The sequence below is a fragment of the Pseudomonas sp. WPR_5_2 genome (genome assembly GCF_003634475.1).
GTDB lineage: Bacteria > Pseudomonadota > Gammaproteobacteria > Pseudomonadales > Pseudomonadaceae > Aquipseudomonas > Aquipseudomonas izuensis.
The window spans coordinates 84,752-105,766 of record NZ_RBLA01000008.1 but is presented as its reverse complement, the minus strand read 5'-3'; the positions used below and the strand labels follow the sequence as shown (position 1 = coordinate 105,766).

Below are 21,015 nucleotides of genomic sequence, written 5' to 3'. Positions count from 1 at the left end.
CTGCCTATTAGCGCCGGAAACCCTATTGTAGGAGCGAGCATGCTCGCGAAAAACGCCCAAGCGCCGCGGGATACCTGATAGCCCGCGTCATCGTTCACGACCATCGCGAGCATGCTCGCTCCTACAGGGTGCTGGGGGTGGCAGCAGGGTTCGCGGGTGACATTTCATATGGGGTAGCAACATGAGCACAGCAGATCTCCTTGGCAACCTGTTTCCCGAGGCCGACAGAATCCCGGAAAAATATCGCCTGGACGGCCAGATCGAGCAGCGTGAATACCTGGTCGACGGTGTCCTGAAAACCTGGCCGGGTCCCCTCGCCACCGTGCGCAGCCCGGTGTACATAAACAGTGCTGCGGGTGACGAACAAGTGATCCTTGGCAGCACGCCGCTGCTGGATGCCGACACCGCACTGACCGCCCTGGACGCTGCCGTCCGCGCCTACGACCGCGGCCAGGGTTTGTGGCCGACCATGCGCGTGGCCGAGCGCATCCAGCATGTCGAAACCTTTTTGGGGCGCATGCGCGAACAGCGCGAAGCGGTGGTCAAGCTGCTGATGTGGGAAATCGGCAAGAACCTCAAGGACTCGGAAAAAGAGTTCGACCGCACCTGCGACTACATTGTCGACACCATCAACGCCCTGAAGGAACTCGACCGCCGCTCCAGCCGCTTCGAACTGGAGCAGGACACCCTTGGCCAGATCCGCCGCGTACCGATGGGCGTGGCGTTGTGCATGGGGCCCTATAACTATCCATTGAACGAAACCTTCACCACACTGATTCCGGCCTTGATCATGGGCAACACGGTGGTGTTCAAGCCAGCCAAGCTGGGCGTGCTGTTGATACGTCCGCTGCTGGAGGCGTTCCGCGACAGTTTCCCGGCCGGAGTGATCAACGTGATCTACGGCAGCGGCCGCGAGACCGTCAGTGCCCTGATGGCCAGCGGCAAGATCGATATCTTTGCGTTCATCGGCACCAACAAGGCCGCCAGTGACCTGAAGAAACTGCATCCGCGCCCGCATCGCTTGCGCGCGGCGCTGGGGCTGGATGCGAAGAACCCCGGCATCGTCCTGCCGGAAGTGGACCTGGACAACGCCGTGAACGAAGCGGTCACCGGCGCCCTGTCATTCAACGGCCAGCGCTGCACGGCACTGAAAATCCTGTTTGTCCACGAAGACGTGGTCGATGCCTTCATCGAGAAACTCAACGCCAAACTGGCCACGCTCAAACCCGGCATGCCATGGGACAGCGGCGTCGCCCTGACGCCCCTGCCGGAGTCTGGCAAGGTCGATTACCTGCACGCACTGGTAGCCGATGCCGTCGACAAAGGCGCAAAAGTGGTGAACCCCAATGGCGGCGAAGCCCGTGCGTCGTTCTTCTACCCCGCGGTGCTGTACCCGGTGACGCCGCAGATGCGTGTCTATCAGGAAGAACAGTTCGGCCCGGTGGTGCCGATCGTGCCTTACCGCCACCTGGACACGGTGATCGATTACGTCCTGGAGTCGGACTTCGGCCAGCAATTGAGCATCTTCGGCACCAACCCGGTAGCGGTCGGCCGGCTGGTGGACACCTTCGCCAATCAGGTCGGGCGCATCAACCTTAACGCCCAGTGCCAGCGCGGCCCTGACACCTATCCCTTCAATGGCCGCAAAAACTCCGCCGAAGGCACCTTGTCGGTGCATGACGCGTTACGGGTGTTTTCGATCCGCACGTTGGTGGCGACCAAATTCCAGGAGACCAACAAGGAGTTGATCAGTGAAATCATCAGCGGACGCAGTTCGAGCTTTTTGACCACTGACTACATTTTCTGAGGAGAGTGAACCTGAGCACATCCACTACCCCTCGACTGCCACCGCTGCTGCGCCGGCTACTGCGTCCGCTGATTGACCCATACCAGCGCTATCGGCATGCCAAGGTGATTCACGCGGTGCGCGTGTCGGTGGGGTTACTGGCGACTATCCTGCTGACCACCGGCATCCATCTGCCCCACGGTGAGTGGGCATCGGTGACGATGCTGGTGGTGATCGGCGGTTTACAGCACCATGGCAATATCGGCAAAAAAGCCGCCGAACGAGCCATCGGCACCCTGGTCGGCGCCGCTATCGGTCTGGTGCTGGTGGTGCAACAGGCCTGGCTCGGCATGCCATGGCTGACCTATTTCGCGATGGCGGTGATTTGTGGGTTTTTCTCGTACCACGCCATCGGCAAGGGTGGCTATACCGCGCTGCTGGCCGCGATTACCGTGTTCATCGTTGCCGGACATGGCGACAATCCGGTCACCGACGGCCTATGGCGCGGGGTGGATATCCTGATTGGCATTGCCTTGGCCCTGGCATTTTCCTTTGCCCTGCCTCTCTATGCGGTCTATTCCTGGCGCTACAACCTGGCCGATGCCTTGCGCGACTGCGCGGCGATCTACGGGCGCATTATCGACGGCCAACCCGTCACGGCTGAGGAACACCTCAAGCTGATGGGTCGCCTGAACACGGTCATGGTGCAACTGCGCTCACTGATGCCATCGGTATCGAAAGAAGTGAAGATGTCGATGACCGAGCTCGATGCCATTCAACGTCAACTGCGCACCTGTGTCAGCACCCTGGAGATTCTCGGCAATACCCGACCGGATGCCAGTGACTCCGATGCCATGGCTCAACTGCAATCGGCGCTGAAGGCGGAGCACCGGCTGATTCGCGTGCAGCTGATTGGCATGGCCAGGGCACTGAAGTCAGGCGCCACCCAACGGCTGAGTCGAACCATGGAGTTGCCGGCCGTCAGCCTTGATGCGCCGATCTACAACGCGCTGGACGGTTATCGATTGTTGACTCAACAACTGGCAACCAACATTGGTGAGATGCGCCAGCGGCTGGCTAAGTCTGCACCACGTTGGAACATCTGACGCCTGCCTATTGGGTCACTGTGCGTCGCCATTTCAGGCTCCAACCCTGCTGCATCCCGGCAGCAGCCAGCAGAATCGCGGCAACCCCGATCCATTGCATCAGTTCCAGACGATGACCGAAGGCAAACCAGTCGACGAAAATTGCCGCGATCGGATAGATGAATGACAGCGCGCCAGTCAATGCCGTCGGCAACTTCTGGATCGCGCCGTACAGCAATACGTACATCACGCCGGTGTGCACCATACCCAGGGTGATCAGACTGCCCCACGCACTTTGGCCCTGCGGGAGTGCCGAGAAGTGCGCGAATGGCGCGAGCAGCAACACACCGGTGCTGACCTGAACCAACGCGATCAAATGCGGCGGCGTGCCGGTCAGGCGCTTGATGATCAGCGCGGCAATCGCGTAGAGAAATGCAGCGCCCAACGCCAGCACAATGCCGATCAGGTATTCATTGCCGCTCTCGCCCTGCCCGCCATGGGCGCTGACGATCGCCAGCATCCCGAGAAACGAAACGCCCAGCCACGCCAGTTTCTGCAGGGTGATTTTCTCGTTGAGGAACACCGCGGCCAGGCCCACCAGCATGAAAGGCTGCACGTTGTAGACGGCGGTGCCGATGGCAATCGAGGCGCGGGAATAGGAGGCGAACAACAACACCCAGTTGCCGACGATCGCCACGCCGCTGAGTACGGCCAACAGGAACGTGGTGCGGGTCAGGATGCCGGGCCGCAGGAAGCCGAATACCGCGCAAATCAGCAACAGCGCGCCGGCACCAAACAGGCAGCGCCAGAACACCACGTCCAGCACCGGTTGCCCCGATACCAGCACGAACCAGCCGATGGTCCCGGAGATCAGCATGGCGGCGGTCATTTCGAACGAGCCGCGACGAATTGTTTTGTCCATTTCCAGACTCCTCTGTTGATGGGCAAAGTATGCCAATCAGCCGAGGCGCTTCTCCAGCGTAAAAATCAGGCTAAACTCGGAATCTGCCTTTTTTATAAAGGCGATTTTGAAAAACTGCCTAATAGAGGTTTTCGCCATGACCGATGACATCGACCAGGTGCTGATCACGGCATTGATGGAAGACTCGCGACGCTCACTCAAGGCCCTGGCGCACCTCAGCGGCTTGTCTTCGCCCAGCGTTGCAGAACGCCTGCGTCGCCTCGAAGAGCGCGGTGTACTCAAGGGCTACACCGTTGAAATCGACCCGAAATGCTTCGGTTATCAACTCCAGGCCATCGTGCGCATTCGCCCGCTACCCGGCCAGTTACAGGAAGTTGAACGGCAAATCATGGCCATCCCCGAGTTCACCGAGTGCGACAAGGTCACCGGCGACGACTGCTTCATCGCACGCCTGCATGTACGCTCGATGGAACAACTGGACACCCTGCTCGACCGGCTCAATACCCACGCCGAAACCAACACCGCAATCGTCAAGAAAACCCCGGTCAAACGCCGGTTACCCCCGATGGCGTGAATGCAGTTTTTTTCGAAGAGGCGTAAATTGGTCGTTTTACAGCTAAGGATTGGCGGTATGAAACTTCGGTTGATGTTACTGGCAGCGCTGATGCTTTCGGGTTGCGGCACAGTCCAGACGGTTGTACGTGGAGACGACGTGGCCGCAAAGAGCCTCAGGGAGAAAAATAGTTACTGCGGCGCAGTTCCCCGAATCTACAGCGGTGTGACGTATGACTTCTGCTATCTGAATGCGCCTTTGGAAAAAGGACGGGACGCGCAGGTCCATGACAGCGCCCCAGCCATTGTGCTGATCGATGTGGTCCTTTCCGGCGCCTTCGACACCTTGCTGTTGCCCTACACCCTCTACCGGCAGCAAGCCGATGGAAGCATCATCATTACCGAATAACCCTGAATGCCAGACAATAAAAAACCCGCCGAAGCGGGTTTTTTATTTAACGCTGACAATCAGTCATCGCGGCTCATGATGCCGAACAGCTGCAACAGGCTGATGAACAGGTTGTAGATCGATACATACAGGCTGATGGTGGCCATGATGTAGTTGCGCTCGCCGCCATGAATGATGGCGCTGGTCTGGAACAGAATGCAGACCGAGGAGAACAGCACGAAACCTGCGCTGATCGCCAGTTGCAGCCCGCTGATCTTGAAGAAGAAGCTGGCCAGGGTCGCACCGAGCAGGACGAAAAAGCCCGCGGTGATGAAACCGCCGAGGAAGCTCATGTCCTTGCGGGTGATCAGCACATAGGCCGACAGACCGCCGAACACCAGTGCCGTCATTGCGAAGGCCGAACTGACCACTTCAGCGCCGCCCTGCATGCCCAGGTAACGGTTGAGGATCGGGCCCAGCAGGAAACCCATGAAACCGGTCAGGGCAAATGCCGATACCAGGCCCCAGGCGGAATCACGGAGTTTGTTGGTGAGGAAGAAAAGGCCGTAGAAGCCGATCAGCACCACGAAAACGTTCGGGTAGCCGACCCGCATCTGTTGGGCGACGTAAGCCGTCAGACCGCTGAATGCGAGGGTCAGGGCGAGCAAGCCGTATGTGTTGCGCAGGACGCGGCTAACCTCTAGCTGCTCAGCCTGCAAGCTGTTATTAACTGCGTAATCCTGTTCGCGCATGGCGACACTCCTGTTGGTTTGAAACGTTCAGTCGCAAAGATCATAACAGACGCCCTGTAACAAGCTATGCAGAGAGTTTGACAGTGTGTTTCATTCAGGTATTATGGCGCCCGCAACGCAAACGGAGGTGTGGCCGAGTGGTTTAAGGCAACGGTCTTGAAAACCGTCGACTGTAACAGGTCCATGAGTTCGAATCCCATCGCCTCCGCCATCTTTATACGACAAAGCCCTGATTATTCAGGGCTTTGTCGTTTCTGGGGTTTGGCGAAATCCGCGACGCTGGGCATGTGTTCCATAATTATTCTGGATGTGTTCCAGAACTCAGCTGAATGTTCCCCTCCCCCGGCCTCCTGCAAAACCTGAAAAATCCTTCATTGAACCTGGTACTACGCTGATCTCATAACCGAGGATTCGTGATGCCCAACTCAGATCTGCTCCCTTCCCGCGCGACACACTTCCTGACCCGAAAGCTTAACGAGGTGAGTGCAGAGATGAGCGGCAAGAAGCGCTCTGGCCTACTCGAGAAGCACTTTCGACAATTCACGCACATTTCCGCCTACTACTCTGGCAGCCCTGGACAGCGGATGCTGGTGAGTAAACGCCAGGGCAATCGTGCGTTTAATCTGCGGCTTATCGATTCGCACCGCATCCAGCAAGCCGCGTTCTACATCCTCCTGTACTGCCAGATAAGGCAGGATAGTGAACGCCCCGCCAGCCGCCGCCACGTCTTTCATTGCATTGAGTGTATCGACTTCGATCGCCACGTTCAGCGACAGCTGATGTTTGCGTGCCAACTGGTCCAGGGTGGTGCGCAATCCGTTGGGGCGTGAAGGCAGAATCAGCGGAAAATCCGGCAAGGCAGCGAACTCGATTGATTGCCCGAGCCCGCAGAGGCTTGCGGCCTTCCCCACCAGATACGTATCGACGACCCCCAGCGTTTCTTCGTCCCGGGCGTTGGAAATGCCGTACCGGTTAACCACGATCAGGTCCAGGGCACCGGCGGCCAGTTGTTCATCGAGGTCACCGCTGAAGCCTTCGACTACGTGCAGGCGCACGCCGGGGGCATGGGTTTGCAGCGCCGTGAACAGCATCGGCAGCAACCGGCGTGACATCGACGGCAAGATCCCGATGTGCACCGTGCCCGCCGGTACGCCCGAGGATTCCCTGACCAAAGTTTCCAGGCGCTCGGCCTGGGCAAGCAGCAAGCGAATCTCCGGCAGTACCAGCCGACCGAAATCCGAAACGACCAGGCCGCGCCCGGTACGCACGAACAGCTGATCGCCCCACTCCGTCTCCAGTTGCGCCAATTGCCGACTGACCAGTGATTGAGCGGTGCCCAGCGCTACCGCCGTTCGGGAAATAGACCCGAGTTCGTCCATCAGCAGCACGCTTTGTAGCTGTTTCAGATTCATCGACCCTGTCCTCGCACCCTCTTGCAGTGGTCGGAACATAAACGACCACCAAGCAGCGCGCCATCACTTTTTGATGTATCTGATATCGCCTTCATGACACTTCCAGATGGCCAAGGTGCTCCCTAGACTCGCATCAGACCTGAAGCCACCGAGAGCCATCATGGCCCATAACAATAAAATCAGTCCGCCAGCGTTATCGCTGTTCGACCCGTCCAGTGTCGCCATCATTGGCGCATCCGAAGACCCGAACAAAGTCGGCGGGCGCCCCATTCATTACATGCTCAAGTTCGGCTACACCGGCACGATCCTGCCGATCAACCCCAAGCGCGAGTCGGTGCAAGGCCTGCGTTGCTATCCGGACCTGGATGCGCTGGGCATCGTTCCCGACGCCGCCATCATCGCGGTCTCGGGCCAAGCGGCAGTGGATGCAATCAAGGCCTGCGCCCTGTCGGGTGTAAAAACCGCCGTGGTCATGGCCTCAGGCTTTGCCGAGACCGGTGAAAGCGGCCGTCAGTTGCAGAATGAACTGGTGGACTTCGCCCGGCATCACGGCATGCGCCTGATCGGCCCCAACGCCCAGGGCTTCGCCAATTTCGCCAACGGCGCGGTGCTGAACTTCAGCACCATGTTCATGGAAGTAACGCCTGCGGACGGCCCCATCGCCATTGTCAGCCAAAGCGGTGCGGCCAGCGTCATGCCCTATGCGATGTTGCGTGAACAGGGTTATGGCGTTCGCTACCTGGCAGCCACCGGCAACGACGCCGATCTGGGCGTGTCGGAGCTGACGCGGATGCTGGTGGACGACCCGCAGGTCCGCCTGATTCTGGTCTACGTGGAGACTGTTTCGAATCCGCAACTGCTCGCCGGGGCGGCCCACATTGCCCGGCAAAACGGCTGCCAAATCGTGCTACTTAAAGGCGGCGTGAGTCACAAAGGCGCTGCTGCCGCCGCCTCGCACACCGGCGCCATGGTGGGTCAGGACGGCGCCCTCGACGCATTTCTCGACAAACACGGCATCTGGCGTGCCCACGACATACACGAACTGGTCAATGCAGCACCGTTGTACCTGAGCGGTTTTGCTCCGGGCGCGGGCCGCACCGTGGTAATGAGCCACAGCGGCGCCGTGGGTGTGCTGTGCGCCGATGCCGCCGAACGTGTCGGGCTGCCACTGACCGAATTGGCAGCGCCAACCCTGGAACGCCTCAAAGGTCTGATCCCTGACTTCGCCAGCGCCGCCAATCCACTGGACCTCACCGCCGCCCTGCTTGGCAACGGCGGGATGTTTCCTGCCGTTCTCGATGTGCTGGGCCAAGACCCCGAGGCGGACATGTTTCTTATCGGAATCCCCGTGGCAGGCCCGGGCTACGACGTGCCGGGGCTCGCCCAAACCACCGCGCGATTCATGCAGCACACCGGCAAGCCCGTGGTGATGACCGCGCCTCAAGCGGATGTCCGGGCGCAATTCCAACAGGCCGGCATTCCAGGCTTTCGCAACGAAAGCGAAGCGGTGTCGGCGCTTCGTCAGTACGCCCGGCACTGCCAATGGCAAGGTTCAACACCCCCCGCTGCCGGGGCAACCACTGTCAGTGCATACGCTGGCCTGCTCGATGAAGCGCAGAGCCTGGCCCTGTTGGCACATGCCGGGGTGCCGGTCGTCGAGCATCAGGTGTGCCATGACGCCGATAGCGCAGCCCGGATCGCCACTGAGTTCGGCGGGCGCATCGTCGTCAAGGGATGCGCAGCGCAGGTACCGCACAAGAGCGAACACGGCCTGGTCCACCTCAACCTCGGCGATCCGCAAGCGGTGCAGGACGCCGCGCAGCGCTGCCTGGGCGCCCTGGACTCACTGGGTGTGCCCCACGGTCGACTGATCGTCGCGCGCTCGGTCAAAGGCCTGCATGAATTCATGCTCGGTGTCGTCGTCGATCCATTGTTCGGCCCGCTGGTGGTCATCGGTGAAGGCGGAACCCTGGTCGAGATTCGCAAGGACACCGTGTCATTGCTCGCCCCTTTCACCGAGGCGCAAGCAAGGCAAGCGATCGAACGACTGCGCATTGCCCCGGTGCTCAAGGGCGCACGCGGCCAACCATCACTCGATGCCGAGGCCCTGGCCCGGGCGGCGGTGGCGCTGGGGAATTTTGCCCTGCAACACCAGACGAACCTGCTGAGCGTCGACATCAACCCGGTCATGGTCATGGCCGAAGGCGTGGTCGCTGTCGACGCCGTTATCCAATACAAGGAGGCATCATGAGCATCAGTCATCTCGATCAACAACGCAGCGTCCTGATTGACGTCAAGGATCAGGTGGCACTGGTGACGCTCAATCGCCCGGCCAACCTGAATGCGGTGAATCAGCACCTGCGTAGCGCATTGATTGCCGCGCTGGCACAGCTCAATGAAGACCCGGCGGTCAAAGCCGTGGTCCTGACCGGTGCCGGTGACCGCGCCTTTTGCGCCGGCCAGGACCTGGAAGAAGCCAGCACGGTCGACTGGAAGCAGATTGCCCCTTGGCTGAGCGCGCAACGCGCCATGTACCAGGCCGTTCGCGATCTGGACAAGCCTTGTGTGGTCGCCATCAACGGCGTCGCCGCCGGCGCGGGCATGCAATTGGCGCTGTGTGGCGACTGGCGGATTGCCTCACCGGACGCCCGCATTGGTCAACCTGAAGTGAAAGCGGGCCTGGCGAGCATCGTCGGCTCCTACTTGCTCTCCTTGCACGTCGGCCTGACCCATAACACGCAACTGTCGTTGTCCGGCGAACTCATCAACGGGCAGCGCGCCCATGAGATCGGGATGGTGACAGAGCTGCATGCTTCAGACGTACTCGGCGCGGCCCTTGCCCGCGCACGTTCGATGGCGCAGCTGCCCACGACCGCTGTCCGCCTGTCCAAACAACGTTTCCGGGCGCTGACGCAACCCGGCTTCGACGACGCCTGCACCGCCGGCATCCGCGCCCAGCTCGAATGCTATGCCAGCGATGAACCACAGACCTTGATGAGTGCGTTTCTCGACGCCCGTGCACGCAAAGGAAATACGCCATGACTGCCTATCAACATCACCTCATCGACGGACGCTGGACGCCGGCACAATCCGCCGACCGCACCCGCGTCTTCGACTCCGCGAGTGAAGCCGAACTGGGGCACGTCGCCCACGGCACAGACGCAGAAATCGGCCTTGCCGTTCAGGCCGCAAAAAACGCCTTCGCCTCATGGTCAGCGCTGCCGGTGAGCACACGAGCCGACTTCGTGCGCGGGATCGCCAACCAACTGGAAGAACACGTTGATTCCCTCGCGCGGGGCATCGCCGCCGAGGTCGGCATGCCGCTCAAGCTGTCACAGCGCATACAGGTGCAAGCCCCCATTCTGGCCTGGAGGGCGACGGCTGATCTGGCGGTCGATTGCCTGGCGGATGCCCGGGTCGGCAACTCCACCATCACCCATGTCCCGGTGGGCGTGGTCGGCGCAATCACGCCGTGGAACTACCCTTTGCACCAGATCACCGGCAAGGTGGCCGCCGCCTTGGTCGCCGGTTGCACCGTGGTGCTCAAACCCTCGGAGCTGGCTCCCTGCACAGCACGTGCGCTGGGTGAAGCCGCGCTGGCCGCCGGCCTGCCCAACGGCGTGCTGAACATCGTCCTGGGCGATGCGGCTACCGGTCAGGCCCTGGTTGATCATCCCGATGTCGCCTTGTTGTCGTTTACCGGCTCCACCGCCGTGGGCCGGCGCATCGCCGCCTCGGCAGGCCAGGCCCTGAAGCGGGTTGCGCTGGAACTGGGCGGTAAATCAGCGTGCATCGCGACAGCCGATGCCCCGGCCGAGAACGTCGTCCGCCAGGTGATCGGCTCGTGCTTCCTGAACTCGGGTCAATCGTGCAATTCGCTGACTCGCCTGCTGGTCCCTGTCGAGCGGTATGACACCTACCGCGCCTTGCTGGCCGATGCCGTGACGCGCCTGACGCTGGGCGATCCCATGGATTCGGCCACGCGCATGGGGCCATTGGTGTCAGCGGCGCATCGCGACCGTGTACACGCCGTGATTGCTGAGAGCCAATCCCAAGGATTTGACCTGATTGCCGGCGGCAGCCAGGCACCGGTGCCGGCGACGGGTTACTACATCGCGCCGACCATTTTCGGACGAGTCCCGCCTCAATCGACGCTGGCGCAACAGGAAGTGTTCGGTCCGGTGCTCAGCGTCATCACTTACGAAACCGAACAGCAGGCCATCGAGATTGCCAACGGCACGGCCTATGGCCTGGCCGGTGCCGTCTGGGCGGCCGATGTCGATCACGCCCTTCGCCTCGCACTTCAACTGCGTGCCGGTCAGGTCGATGTCAATGGCGCACCCTATAACCCGGCGGCTCCCTTTGGTGGCTTCGGCGATTCCGGCCTCGGTCGAGAAGGCGGGACCTATGGCATCGAGGAGTTTGTCGAGGTCCGTGCCATTCAGATGCCAGTTGCCAGAACCCAGGAGAAATCATGAACTTCACTCAGATTGAACTCAGCCGCTTTGGCACCCAAGAGCACGTTGCCGTCGTGACGCTGATGCGTCCCGACAAGATGAATGCATTGACCAAAGTCATGGAGGCCGAACTGCGCGAAGCGTTTGCCCAACTGGATCGCGACGACAGCGTGCGCGTCATCGTGCTGACCGGTAACGGCCGGGCGTTCTGCGCCGGCATGGACATCGATGAACTCGAGGTGCTGCCACCGGACGACATCAGTGAAATGGCCTGGATGCGCGCCTATGACATGAACCGTCGCGCCGACTATCAAAGCCGTTACTCGTATTTCCCCGGTGTGCGCAAACCCATTATCAGCGCGATCAACGGCGCTGCTGCGGGATTGGGTTTGGTGTTGGCGCTGTACAGCGACATGCGTTTTGCCAGTGAAACCGCCGTGTTTTCCACGGCCTTCGCCAAACGTGGATTGATTGCCGAGCACGGCATTGCGTGGCTGCTGCCGCGTGTTGTCGGGCCCGGGCACGCCGCGGACTTGCTGCTCTCGTCACGCAAGGTTTCGGCGCAGGAAGCGTTGAGCATGGGCCTGGTCGAACGCCTGTTCGCGCCGGATACCCTGTTGGACCAGACCCTGAAATACGCCGAAGACCTGGCCCTGAATGTCTCGCCGCGTTCGATAAAGGTCATCAAGCAACAGTTGGGCGAATCACCCTTCCAGACACTCACCGAATCCATCACCCAGGCCAACCGGGAAATGTTCCTGAGTATCCAGAGTGATGATTTCAAGGAAGGTGTGGCGCATTTCATGGAGCGACGACCGGCACGTTTCAGCGGCCGCTGATTTCTCCAGACAACCTTCAGAGCTGCCACAATCCCCGGCGTACAGTCGTCAGACGTCTCGCTGGGGATCACAGGGCATTGAAATCACGAGCACTCCATAAAAATAACAAGGAGTCAGCGATGACTATTCTCAATACCGCAGAACAGCCAATCGGCGTGCAGGACCCTGCCCTCGCCGAATCGACGTTCAAGAAAATCATGTGGCGATTCATGCCGCTGTTGTTCCTCTGCTACGTCGTCAGCTATCTCGACAGGATCAACGTCGGCTTCGCCAAGCTGACCATGCTCAACGATTTGTCCTTCAGCAACGCGGTCTACGGCCTGGGCGCCGGCGTGTTCTTCATCGGCTATTTCTTTGCCGAAGTGCCGAGCAATCTGATCCTGCACCGCGTTGGCGCGCGACGCTGGATCGCGCGAATCATGATCACCTGGTCGCTGATCTCGGCGGCGACTGCGCTGGTGCAGACGCCGATGCAGTTCTATATCGCGCGGTTTTTCCTGGGCATCGCCGAAGCGGGCTTTTTTCCTGGCATCGTGCTCTACCTCACCCTTTGGTTTCCCGCCCATCGCCGGGGCAAGATGGTCGCGCTGCTGATGGCCGGCAACCCGGTGTCCGGCATCCTCAGTGGGCTGGTGTCGGGCTATATCCTGCACACGATGAACATGGTCCATGGCCTGGCAGGCTGGCAATGGCTGTTCATCATCGAAGCCGCACCGGCACTGATACTCGGGTTGGTGGTGATGTTCTTTCTCACCGACAAAGTTGACGACGCGCACTGGCTGAGCAACGAGCAGCGAGCCATCGTTGCCGAAGAAATCAGCCTGGACAACCGTGCCAAAACCCACAGTTCGGTTCGTCAGGGACTGCTCGGCGGGCGAGTATGGCTGATGTGCTCCATTCTGTTCCTGCTGGTCATGGGCACCAGCACCATCGGCTTCTGGCAGCCAAGCATCATCAGCAATTCCGGCATTACCGATCCAAGAACGATCGGGATCATTTCCGCGGTGCCTTACCTGGCAGCACTGCTGGGTATGTACCTGGCCGGTAAAAGTTCCGATCGCCACCGTGAACGTCGTTGGCACGCGGTCATTCCACTGTTGGTGGCAGTGCCCGGGTTCCTGATTTGCGCCTTTTTCCCGCTGACGCCCTGGCTGGCGATTACCGGCCTGATCATTGCGACGGCGGGGATCATCACGTCCCTGCCCATGTTCTGGGCATTGCCGACCTCATTCCTGGGCGGCGCTGGAGCAGCGGCGGGTATTGCGCTGATCAATTCCACGGGCAATCTGGCCAGCTTTGCCGGCCCTGCGTTGCTCGGTTTCCTGAAGGACCTGACGCAATCCATGACCACCGGCCTGGTCATCGTCGCGGGCTGCGTGTTTGTGTCGGCCATGATCATCCTGGTGTTCGTACCCGCCAGGATGGTCAACCGATAGTCTGCCTTTCCTGTTGTAAACCCATCACAGCTTCTGGCGACAACCCGGCAGAAGCTGCATCAAAGGACGAGAGACTGAAGTGACCACCATGAACAGCCCAATGAAGATCGATGCGGTACCGGCCAATCAACTGGAAGCCGAATACTTCGAGTACAGCAAGGCGGCCAATCCGATCAGCGCTAACCTCATTACCCGAATTCCCTACCACAACTTTCCAGCGTCACTCTGTGACAGCGGGCCCTCTCGGGTCATACCGCTGGACTTGAGCGACGCCCTTGGCTGTGAAGGTCCCGCGACCGGGCCGGGGTTGTGCGCGAACTTCATCCGCCTCAACGCGGGCGACAGCCTGACGCTTCAACCCAACGCCACCTCACAGGTGTTTTACGTGATTGCCGGCGCAGGAAAAGTCATCCAGGGTGAGCACAGCATTGAGTGGTCCCAGGGCTGCTTCATTGCGCTACCGGGTCTTCTGGATGCCCGCTTCAGCGCGACCGAGGACGCCCGGCTCTACTACGTTCATGACGAACCCCTGTTGCGCTATCTCGGTGTGACCCGCAGCACCGATCGCTTCGCTCCCACGCTGTATCCCGCGCAGACAGTCAACGCGAAGCTGCGTGAAGCCGCCAATGATCCGCGCGCGCAAGACCGCAGCCGCATCAGCATCTTGCTTGGCAATAGCAATTTCCCGCAAACCAGAACCGTGACCCACGTGCTCTGGGCCATGTATGGAATTCTGCCTGCCGGCTCGATCCAGAAACCTCACCGGCACCAGTCCATTGCGCTGGATTTCATTATCGATTGCCCGACAGGCTGCTACACCCTGGTAGGGACGGAGCTGGATGTCGATGGGCGAATTCGTAACCCGGTTCGGGTGGATTGGGCTCCGGGGTTGGCATTTGTGACACCACCCGGATACTGGCACGCCCATTTCAATGAGTCGGATCAGGAAGCGTTTCTGATCCCGATTCAAGATGCGGGCTTGCAGACACATCTTCGTTCACTGGATATTCGCTTCAGCTGAAACAGGCTGACCACATCCCTTGTTGCTCTACCCTTCGCAACCGGGCGGGGTGTTGCAGGTGTGGTCAGCAGTAAATCCCAATTGCTGTTTGCGCGGGAGGTAGCCCGGACCGCCTTATCTGCGGGATAGGCGGAAAGAGGACAGCACTGTGAAGTGCTATCTTTCGTCAGGGTGAAAGAGCGGGTACCACTTCAAAGTATCGACCGTATGGTTCCACCTTCAATGCGCATGGCCATGCCATTGAGCGCCGGTGATGCGGCCAGGTGCAGGACGCTGCAAGCCACTTCTTCGGGCTCGATCATGCGTCTGATCAGTGATGTGGGTTCGGTTTCGTCAAAATAATCGTGTACCACCTGTTGTGCCGAGATGCCCTTCTCTTCCGCGATTTCCCGGTGATAGCGCTTGACCGCCTCGGTGGAGGTCGGCCCGGGCAGTATCGAGTTGACGCGCACCGCTGTGCCTTTGGTCAACTCAGCCAGGGCCCTGGAAATACCCAGCAGACAGGTTTTCATCGCGCCGTAGTGAACCATCCACGGCTGAGGCTTTACGGCGGATTCACTGCTGATAAAGACGATCGACCCGTGCCCGCGATTGAGCATATCCCTCATGACAAGGCGAGTCATGCGCACACCGCTCATGACATTGACGTTGAAGTAATGAAACCACTGGGCATCGTCCGTTTCGAAAAAGTCCCTGACCTCGAATATCCCGACATTATTGATCAGGAAGTCGATCGGGCCGGACGCCTGGGCCATTTCGACCAGGCGCTCCGCCGCCCCGTCCTGCGTCAGATCGGCAACCAGGCCCTGACAGGAGTCGCCCAGTTCTTCAACCGCCGCATTCACTTCGTCTGCCAATAGCCCGCTAATGACAACCTTCGCACCTTCGAGAATGAAGCGTTGGGCGATGGCCTTGCCAATGCCTGTCGCCCCGCCTGTGATGAGTGCGGTTTTGCCAGTCAGTTGATAATCCATGAAAGCTGCCTTGTTTGTTGTTATGCGCAAAATCTTGCCCCAGGCTCGGGCTGAAGTCTTTCAAGGGTTGCAGAAGACTGCTTTAACAAATCTCTGAAAATGGGTGCTTGACCTGCCGTCATGAGGGTGTGAGATGCGGGCCAATCCTCGCTATCAGAAAATCAATAAAAACCCTGACACGATGGGGTAGTTGCTGTCCCGGGCCGATGAACACCGCATGAATCGCCTCGGTTTCACCGCTGTTGTATTGCTCCAGCAGCGGCATCAAACGCCCCGACTCGATATCGGCATTGATATGGAAGCTCGCCAGTCGAGCGATACCCAATCCAGCCAGCGCAGACTGGCGCATGCTCTCGCCATCGCTGAACAAGGCGTTGCCTTTGGGCTCGATTTCGATGCGCTGGCCTTCGGCGTCGCGATAAACCCAGGCCTGCGAATGACGATGAAAACCAAAGCTCAGCCGATTATGTCGCTGCAGGTCTTCCAGGGTTTTCGGCTGACCGCAGCGCGCGATGTACGCCGGTGACGCCACTGTGATCATTCGACTTTCACCCAGACGACGCTGAACCAGGCTCGACTCCTTCATCGGTCCGGTACGTATCGCGACATCCGCGCGTCGTTCCAGTAGATCCACAACGGTATCGGTCAGCTCCACGTTCAGGGTGATGTCCGGGTAAGCCGCCAGAAAATCAGGCAATTGCGGTAGCAGGCAATGCAGGCCAAAAGGAAGATTGGCATTGACCTGAATCAACCCGCTAGGTTTGGCTACATTGGCAATATCACGCTCGGCGGAGTCAATCAGCTCAAGAATCCGCAGGCATTCATTGTTGAATCGCTCGCCTTCGGCCGTGAGTTCAAGGCGTCGGGTAGAGCGATGAAGTAAACGCGCACCCAGTCGCGTTTCCAAACGGGCGATCAACTTGCTCACCGCAGAGGGTGACATGTCCAGACGCCGGGCGGCCTCGGAGAAGGTGCCGGCATTAACGACTCGGGTGAATACTTCCATTTCGCCGGAGCGGTTGATGTCTTTGAGATTTAGCATGAACTGTATTCACAGATACTTGTAGTTAGAGCAGTCTAGCTCACAAACGGACCCCGTCGTATCGTGAAGAGATTCCTTAACCAGGAATGACCGCGCCTTTGTTTCAAGTGAGGGCCGGGCAAACTCAAGATGCGAAGGAGACAGAACATTGAAAATTTTCGTTACCGGCGTGACCGGTTACATCGGCGGTTCGGTTGCCAAATACCTGGTAGATGCGGGGCATGAAGTCAGTGGCCTGCTGCGTAACCCGGAACAGCGCAGTGCGCTACTGGCGCTGGGTATCACCCCTGTGCTCGGCACCCTGGATGACGCTTTCATTCTCAGCGAACAGGCGCGTGCTGCCGACGCCGTCGTGAATGCGGCCAATTCGGATCACCTGGCCTCGGTACAAACCTTTATCAGCGCTCTGAGCGGCAGCGGAAAAGTACTGCTGCACACCTCAGGCTCAAGTGTTGTGGGTGACGATGCTCGCGGTGCTTATGAACGTGCCGAGATCTTCACCGACGAGACGCCATTCACCCCCATGGACATCCGCAAGGATCGGGTCCACATCAACCAGATCGTGCGGCGCGCAGGTGTCGAACACGGTATTCGCAGCATCGTGTTTTGCCCGACCATGATTTACGGTGAATCATTGGGGTTGCCGGCAAAAAGCGATCAACTGCCCAAGCTGTTCGCGCAATCGCGTAAATATGGCGCCGGGGCCTACATGGGGGCCGGGGTGCATCGCTGGTCCAACGTGCACATCGAAGATCTGGCAGAGCTTTATCGCCTTGCAATCGAAAAGGCCCCATCGGCCTCGTTGTTCTTCGCCGAGAACGGCGAAGCATCCTTCCTCGAAATCGCTACGTCCATCAGCAAATCCCTTGGCTTTGGCGGCGAGACTCAAAGCTGGCCGGCTGATGAAGCCATCGCCAAGCTTGGAGATTGGGCGCGCTTTGCCATCGGTTCCAACAGCCGCGTGCGGGCAGTCAATGCGCGCAATCTGCTCGGCTGGAAGCCCAAGCGCGAATCGATTTTGCAGTGGATCGAAAACAGCGGAGTACAATGGTAATACCCGCTGACTGTCGAGATTCTGAAAGCTCACTTCGGTGAGCTTTTTTATGCGCTGGCGAATGCTCTCTTCCAGGCAAATCACACCCATAAAAAAACGTGCAACCAGGGTCATCGTCAATGAAGACCCTCGCTGCACGTCAGGCCCATTGAGCCTAAAGGGGAAAACCGTCAGTCAAACGCCTTCGCCCGATATCAAGGCTTAGGCCAACACCTCCAGCGCTACGCTTTCGATACCCGCCGCGTCCAGCCGGTAATGACGATAAAGGTGAGTCGGCGGCGCAATAAGACTGTACTCGTCGTAAATACCATGGCGTCGCACTTTCACCCCAATGCCCTCCTCCGCGATCACTTCACACACAGCACCACCCAGACCGCCAATGATGTTGTGTTCTTCAACGGTAAGAATGGATCGGCTGTTGCGCGCGGCGGTCAGTACCGCCTCACGGTCCAATGGCTTGATGGTGGTCATATCGATCACGCCTACCGAACGCCCGGCGGCATTCAAGGCTCGCGCCGCTTCAAGTGCCGGATGAACTGTTGAGCCGGTCGCGATGATGGTCAGTTCATCGCCGGTCAGGTGCACAGTTGCCTTGCCGAAGACAAAGTCCGGAACGGTCTCGTACACCACCGGATCACGCCCGCGCTGGATGCGAAAGTAGATCGGTTGCGGGTAGTTGGCCGAAGCGAGTATCGCGGCCTTGAGTTGATTGCCATCGGCTGGCGCAACCACCGTGATATCGGCAATAGAACGCATGATCGCCAGGTCTTCGGTGGCGTGGTGCGAGGTGCCGTAGAAGCCCAGAGAAATCCCGGCATGATGGCCGATCAGGCGCACCGGCAAGGCTGAGTACGCCACGTCCATCCGGATCTGCTCGCAGCACAGCAATGGCAGGAAGGATGCAAAGGTCGCCACGAACGGCTTCATGCCTACCGCCGCCATCCCGGCCGCGGCAGACACCATGTTCTGTTCGGAAATACCGAACTGCACGAATTTTTCCGGGTGCAATTCGGCGAACTTTGACAGGCCGTTGGAGTATTGCAGGTCAGCGGTACCGGCAACGATCGGTTCGCCCCGTTCGACCAGTTCGATCAGGGCATCCGACAAGGCATTCAAGCTCGGCGTCTGGCTGTTTAGTTCCCGGTATTGCCAGGAGTTGTTCGACAGAGGTGCGGTATTCATGAGTTAGATCACCTTGCTTTTGATTTCGTCGATAGCACGTTGCGCATCTTCGGGGTCGAGATACCCCAAGTGCCAACCCGGCTCGGTTTCCATGTAGGAAACCCCTTTGCCCTTCACCGTATTGGCGATGATGCACACCGGCTGCGTACGCGTGGTGTCGGCTTTGAGGCGACGCAACAGGCGGGTGACTGCCGCGAGATCATGGCCGTCCACCACGTGTGTCTCCCAACCGAACGCAATCCACTTGTCCGCCAACGGCTCGATACCGATGACGTCATCGACATTACCGTCGAGCTGAAAGCCATTGCGATCGATGATTGCCACCAGGTTTGCGGTTTTATGGTGGGCCGCCGACAGCGCCGCTTCCCACACTTGCCCTTCCTGCATTTCCCCGTCGCCGAGCATCACGTAAGTGGTGAACGTCTTGCCCAGCATCCGCCCGGCCAGGGCCATGCCCAAGCCGCCGGACAGCGCATGACCGATGGAACCGGAGGAGAAATCCACTCCAGGGACTTTGCGCATATCAGGGTGGTCACCCAGCGGATTACCGAGGCGCGTGTAGTTGTCGAGGATTTCTTTGGCGAAGAAACCCCACTCCACCAACACCGGAAACAACCCGACGGCCGCATGCCCCTTACCCATCATGAAACGATCGCGGTCGGGCCATTTGGGCTCGGCGAATCGCAAGTCCATTACGTCGTAATACAACGCGGCGAACAACTCGGCGGCGGAGAACACCGACGTGTAGTGGCCGACCTTGGCGATCTCGATCAGCCGGATGGTTTCCAGGCGAATGAACTGGGCTTTTTCCCGCAGGCGAGTCAACTCTTTCGCAGTCAGTTCAAAAGCGTGATCCGCGTTGTCGCGGAAATCTGTCAAATCAGTCATATGTAGTGTCCAGGCGCGTTACCAGAGTTTCGGCCGCATCCGTGATGCGGCCGCACATAAGCCCAGCGCAATCGGGCGATTACTGCGCTTTCAAACGTGGCGTCATGTAGTCGTTGAGGCGCGGCATGACCTGTTGCGCAGTCAGTTGCATCGAGCGCCGCCACAGCGCTTCGTCATCCCACTCGTGGAAAGTGGTCATCAACGTGCCGAACGGCCCGGTCTGCTCACTGAACGCCACCAGTTGCTCGGTGACGGAGTTCACGTCGCCGTAAATCACCATTTCCTTGATGCAGTGGTCGACCGTCACTTCCTCGTCGGTCATGTCGGGGCGGGTCTTGAAGATCTTGGTGTAGTGGTTGGTGGCCAGGTTATCGATCATGTAGTCGAAGTAGCGCCGCAGCGTGCAGCTCTCTTGCGCCAGATAGTCCTCGGCCTGGGCCTGGGAGTCGGCAACGAATACCGAACGGGCCACGCGCCAATTATTGGCATCGGCCTTGATCCCGGCACTTTCCGCGCCCTGGCAGTAAGCCTGCCAATGGGAAGCCACTGTTGCCGTCGGGTTGAAGTTGGCGGACATCAGGTCCCAATCCTTGGCACCCGCAAGTTTTGCGGTGCCGGAAAACGGACTCATGGCCGTGGTTGCCACCCGCGGAAACGGTTTCTGGAATGGCGTCGGCATGTAGCCAATTTCCAATTCGTGGTGCACCGCATCCTTGAGGCTGACCTGGTAGTGCTGCGAGGAAAAATCATAGGGCGCGCCCGAGTTCCAGATCGCACGGATCATCTCGTAGCACTCCACCATCATCTGTCCACGGTCCTTGCCGTTGCTGCCGTACACCTCGAAGTCGGAAGCCAGTCCACCCGGGCCGATACCCATGATGAAACGCCCCTTGGACATGTGGTCGAACATCGCGGCATCGGCGGCGATTCGAGCCGGGAAATGGTGCGGAAGATTCAGCACTCCGGTGCACAGTTTCATGCGTTGGGTCAACGGAATCAGGGTGGATAGAAATTGCAGCGCATTGGTTATCGGCTCGGTGCGCTGTGACGTATGTTCACCGACCCAAAGCTCATCAAAACCGACGCTGTCGGCATGTACAGCACACGCGATGTCCTGATCGTACATCTCGTGATAGTCCCAGCCCTTGTGATGAAGTGGCTGCATGAACATGGCGAGTTTCATGTCGTTCTCCTGCTGTTTTCAGTGACCGGTGCGCTGCGAAAC

19 protein-coding genes and 1 tRNA gene are annotated in these 21,015 nt (G+C 59.3%); 12 read left to right on the top strand and 8 right to left on the bottom strand.

Annotated features, from left to right (window positions below):
- Positions 1 to 181 precede the first annotated feature (181 nt).
- The gene (locus BJ917_RS25950) at positions 182 to 1,807 is read left to right on the top strand and encodes an NADP-dependent glyceraldehyde-3-phosphate dehydrogenase (protein WP_121105255.1); all 1,626 of its coding nucleotides are present in this window, start codon (positions 182 to 184) and stop codon (positions 1,805 to 1,807) included.
- 44 nt (positions 1,808 to 1,851) lie between these two features.
- Positions 1,852 to 2,892 (top strand): FUSC family protein, encoded by a 1,041-nt coding sequence (locus BJ917_RS25945; RefSeq protein WP_121105457.1) that lies wholly within the window; start codon positions 1,852 to 1,854, stop codon positions 2,890 to 2,892.
- A 7-nt stretch (positions 2,893 to 2,899) separates the two neighbouring features.
- Here BJ917_RS25945 and BJ917_RS25940 read toward each other — a convergent pair whose 3' ends face one another.
- A complete protein-coding gene (locus BJ917_RS25940) occupies positions 2,900 to 3,793 on the bottom strand; it encodes a DMT family transporter (RefSeq protein ID WP_121105253.1) in 894 nt (297 codons plus the stop codon).
- A gap of 136 nt (positions 3,794 to 3,929) precedes the next feature.
- Here BJ917_RS25940 and BJ917_RS25935 point away from each other — a divergent pair, with 136 nt between their 5' ends.
- Positions 3,930 to 4,367: an Lrp/AsnC family transcriptional regulator gene (locus BJ917_RS25935; protein ID WP_096512023.1), complete on the top strand. Its 438-nt coding sequence runs from the start codon at positions 3,930 to 3,932 to the stop codon at positions 4,365 to 4,367.
- A gap of 57 nt (positions 4,368 to 4,424) precedes the next feature.
- Positions 4,425 to 4,754 carry a YceK/YidQ family lipoprotein gene (locus BJ917_RS25930; RefSeq protein WP_096512024.1) on the top strand — a complete coding sequence of 110 codons (330 nt, stop codon included), beginning with the start codon at positions 4,425 to 4,427 and terminating at the stop codon, positions 4,752 to 4,754.
- A 59-nt stretch (positions 4,755 to 4,813) separates the two neighbouring features.
- On the opposite strand, the gene BJ917_RS25925 is transcribed toward BJ917_RS25930, so the two are convergent.
- Positions 4,814 to 5,485, bottom strand: coding sequence for a Bax inhibitor-1/YccA family protein (locus BJ917_RS25925; RefSeq protein ID WP_121105251.1), 672 nt, complete (start codon positions 5,483 to 5,485; stop codon positions 4,814 to 4,816).
- Positions 5,486 to 5,608: 123 nt separating this feature from the next.
- Between BJ917_RS25925 and BJ917_RS25920 the strand changes: the two genes are divergently transcribed.
- A tRNA-Ser gene (locus BJ917_RS25920) sits at positions 5,609 to 5,696 on the top strand.
- 304 nt (positions 5,697 to 6,000) lie between these two features.
- On the opposite strand, the gene BJ917_RS25915 is transcribed toward BJ917_RS25920, so the two are convergent.
- Complete coding sequence (locus tag BJ917_RS25915; protein WP_121105249.1) at positions 6,001 to 6,897, bottom strand: LysR family transcriptional regulator; 897 nt, start codon at positions 6,895 to 6,897, stop codon at positions 6,001 to 6,003.
- 160 nt (positions 6,898 to 7,057) lie between these two features.
- Between BJ917_RS25915 and BJ917_RS25910 the strand changes: the two genes are divergently transcribed.
- The 6 genes from BJ917_RS25910 (at position 7,058) to BJ917_RS25885 (ending at position 14,650) form a co-directional block, all read left to right on the top strand.
- Positions 7,058 to 9,148 carry an acetate--CoA ligase family protein gene (locus tag BJ917_RS25910; protein ID WP_121105247.1) on the top strand — a complete coding sequence of 697 codons (2,091 nt, stop codon included), beginning with the start codon at positions 7,058 to 7,060 and terminating at the stop codon, positions 9,146 to 9,148.
- Entirely contained in the window at positions 9,145 to 9,939 is a 795-nt protein-coding gene (locus BJ917_RS25905; RefSeq protein WP_121105245.1) for an enoyl-CoA hydratase/isomerase family protein, read from the top strand. Before BJ917_RS25910 ends, BJ917_RS25905 begins: the two co-directional genes overlap by 4 nt.
- The gene (locus BJ917_RS25900) at positions 9,936 to 11,375 is read left to right on the top strand and encodes an aldehyde dehydrogenase family protein (protein WP_121105243.1); all 1,440 of its coding nucleotides are present in this window, start codon (positions 9,936 to 9,938) and stop codon (positions 11,373 to 11,375) included. Before BJ917_RS25905 ends, BJ917_RS25900 begins: the two co-directional genes overlap by 4 nt.
- Positions 11,372 to 12,193 (top strand): enoyl-CoA hydratase, encoded by an 822-nt coding sequence (locus tag BJ917_RS25895; RefSeq protein WP_121105241.1) that lies wholly within the window; start codon positions 11,372 to 11,374, stop codon positions 12,191 to 12,193. The genes BJ917_RS25900 and BJ917_RS25895 overlap by 4 nt, the downstream gene beginning before the upstream one ends.
- A gap of 119 nt (positions 12,194 to 12,312) precedes the next feature.
- Complete coding sequence (locus BJ917_RS25890; RefSeq protein ID WP_121105239.1) at positions 12,313 to 13,629, top strand: MFS transporter; 1,317 nt, start codon at positions 12,313 to 12,315, stop codon at positions 13,627 to 13,629.
- Positions 13,630 to 13,717: 88 nt separating this feature from the next.
- Positions 13,718 to 14,650: a cupin gene (locus BJ917_RS25885; protein WP_121105237.1), complete on the top strand. Its 933-nt coding sequence runs from the start codon at positions 13,718 to 13,720 to the stop codon at positions 14,648 to 14,650.
- Between the two features lie 191 nt (positions 14,651 to 14,841).
- On the opposite strand, the gene BJ917_RS25880 is transcribed toward BJ917_RS25885, so the two are convergent.
- The gene (locus tag BJ917_RS25880) at positions 14,842 to 15,624 is read right to left on the bottom strand and encodes an SDR family NAD(P)-dependent oxidoreductase (protein ID WP_096512033.1); all 783 of its coding nucleotides are present in this window, start codon (positions 15,622 to 15,624) and stop codon (positions 14,842 to 14,844) included.
- A 118-nt stretch (positions 15,625 to 15,742) separates the two neighbouring features.
- The gene (locus tag BJ917_RS25875; RefSeq protein WP_121105235.1) at positions 15,743 to 16,666 is read right to left on the bottom strand and encodes a LysR family transcriptional regulator; all 924 of its coding nucleotides are present in this window, start codon (positions 16,664 to 16,666) and stop codon (positions 15,743 to 15,745) included.
- Positions 16,667 to 16,814: 148 nt separating this feature from the next.
- Here BJ917_RS25875 and BJ917_RS25870 point away from each other — a divergent pair, with 148 nt between their 5' ends.
- Positions 16,815 to 17,720, top strand: a complete 906-nt coding sequence (locus tag BJ917_RS25870; protein WP_096512035.1) for an NAD-dependent epimerase/dehydratase family protein — start codon at positions 16,815 to 16,817, stop codon at positions 17,718 to 17,720.
- A 201-nt stretch (positions 17,721 to 17,921) separates the two neighbouring features.
- Here BJ917_RS25870 and BJ917_RS25865 read toward each other — a convergent pair whose 3' ends face one another.
- The 3 genes from BJ917_RS25865 to BJ917_RS25855 all read right to left on the bottom strand — a co-directional run bounded on the left by BJ917_RS25865 (position 17,922) and on the right by BJ917_RS25855 (position 20,973).
- Positions 17,922 to 18,902 (bottom strand): transketolase family protein, encoded by a 981-nt coding sequence (locus tag BJ917_RS25865; RefSeq protein WP_096512036.1) that lies wholly within the window; start codon positions 18,900 to 18,902, stop codon positions 17,922 to 17,924.
- A gap of 3 nt (positions 18,903 to 18,905) precedes the next feature.
- Positions 18,906 to 19,790 carry a transketolase gene (locus BJ917_RS25860; protein ID WP_096512037.1) on the bottom strand — a complete coding sequence of 295 codons (885 nt, stop codon included), beginning with the start codon at positions 19,788 to 19,790 and terminating at the stop codon, positions 18,906 to 18,908.
- Between the two features lie 79 nt (positions 19,791 to 19,869).
- Positions 19,870 to 20,973 carry an LLM class flavin-dependent oxidoreductase gene (locus tag BJ917_RS25855; protein WP_096512038.1) on the bottom strand — a complete coding sequence of 368 codons (1,104 nt, stop codon included), beginning with the start codon at positions 20,971 to 20,973 and terminating at the stop codon, positions 19,870 to 19,872.
- Positions 20,974 to 21,015 lie beyond the last annotated feature (42 nt).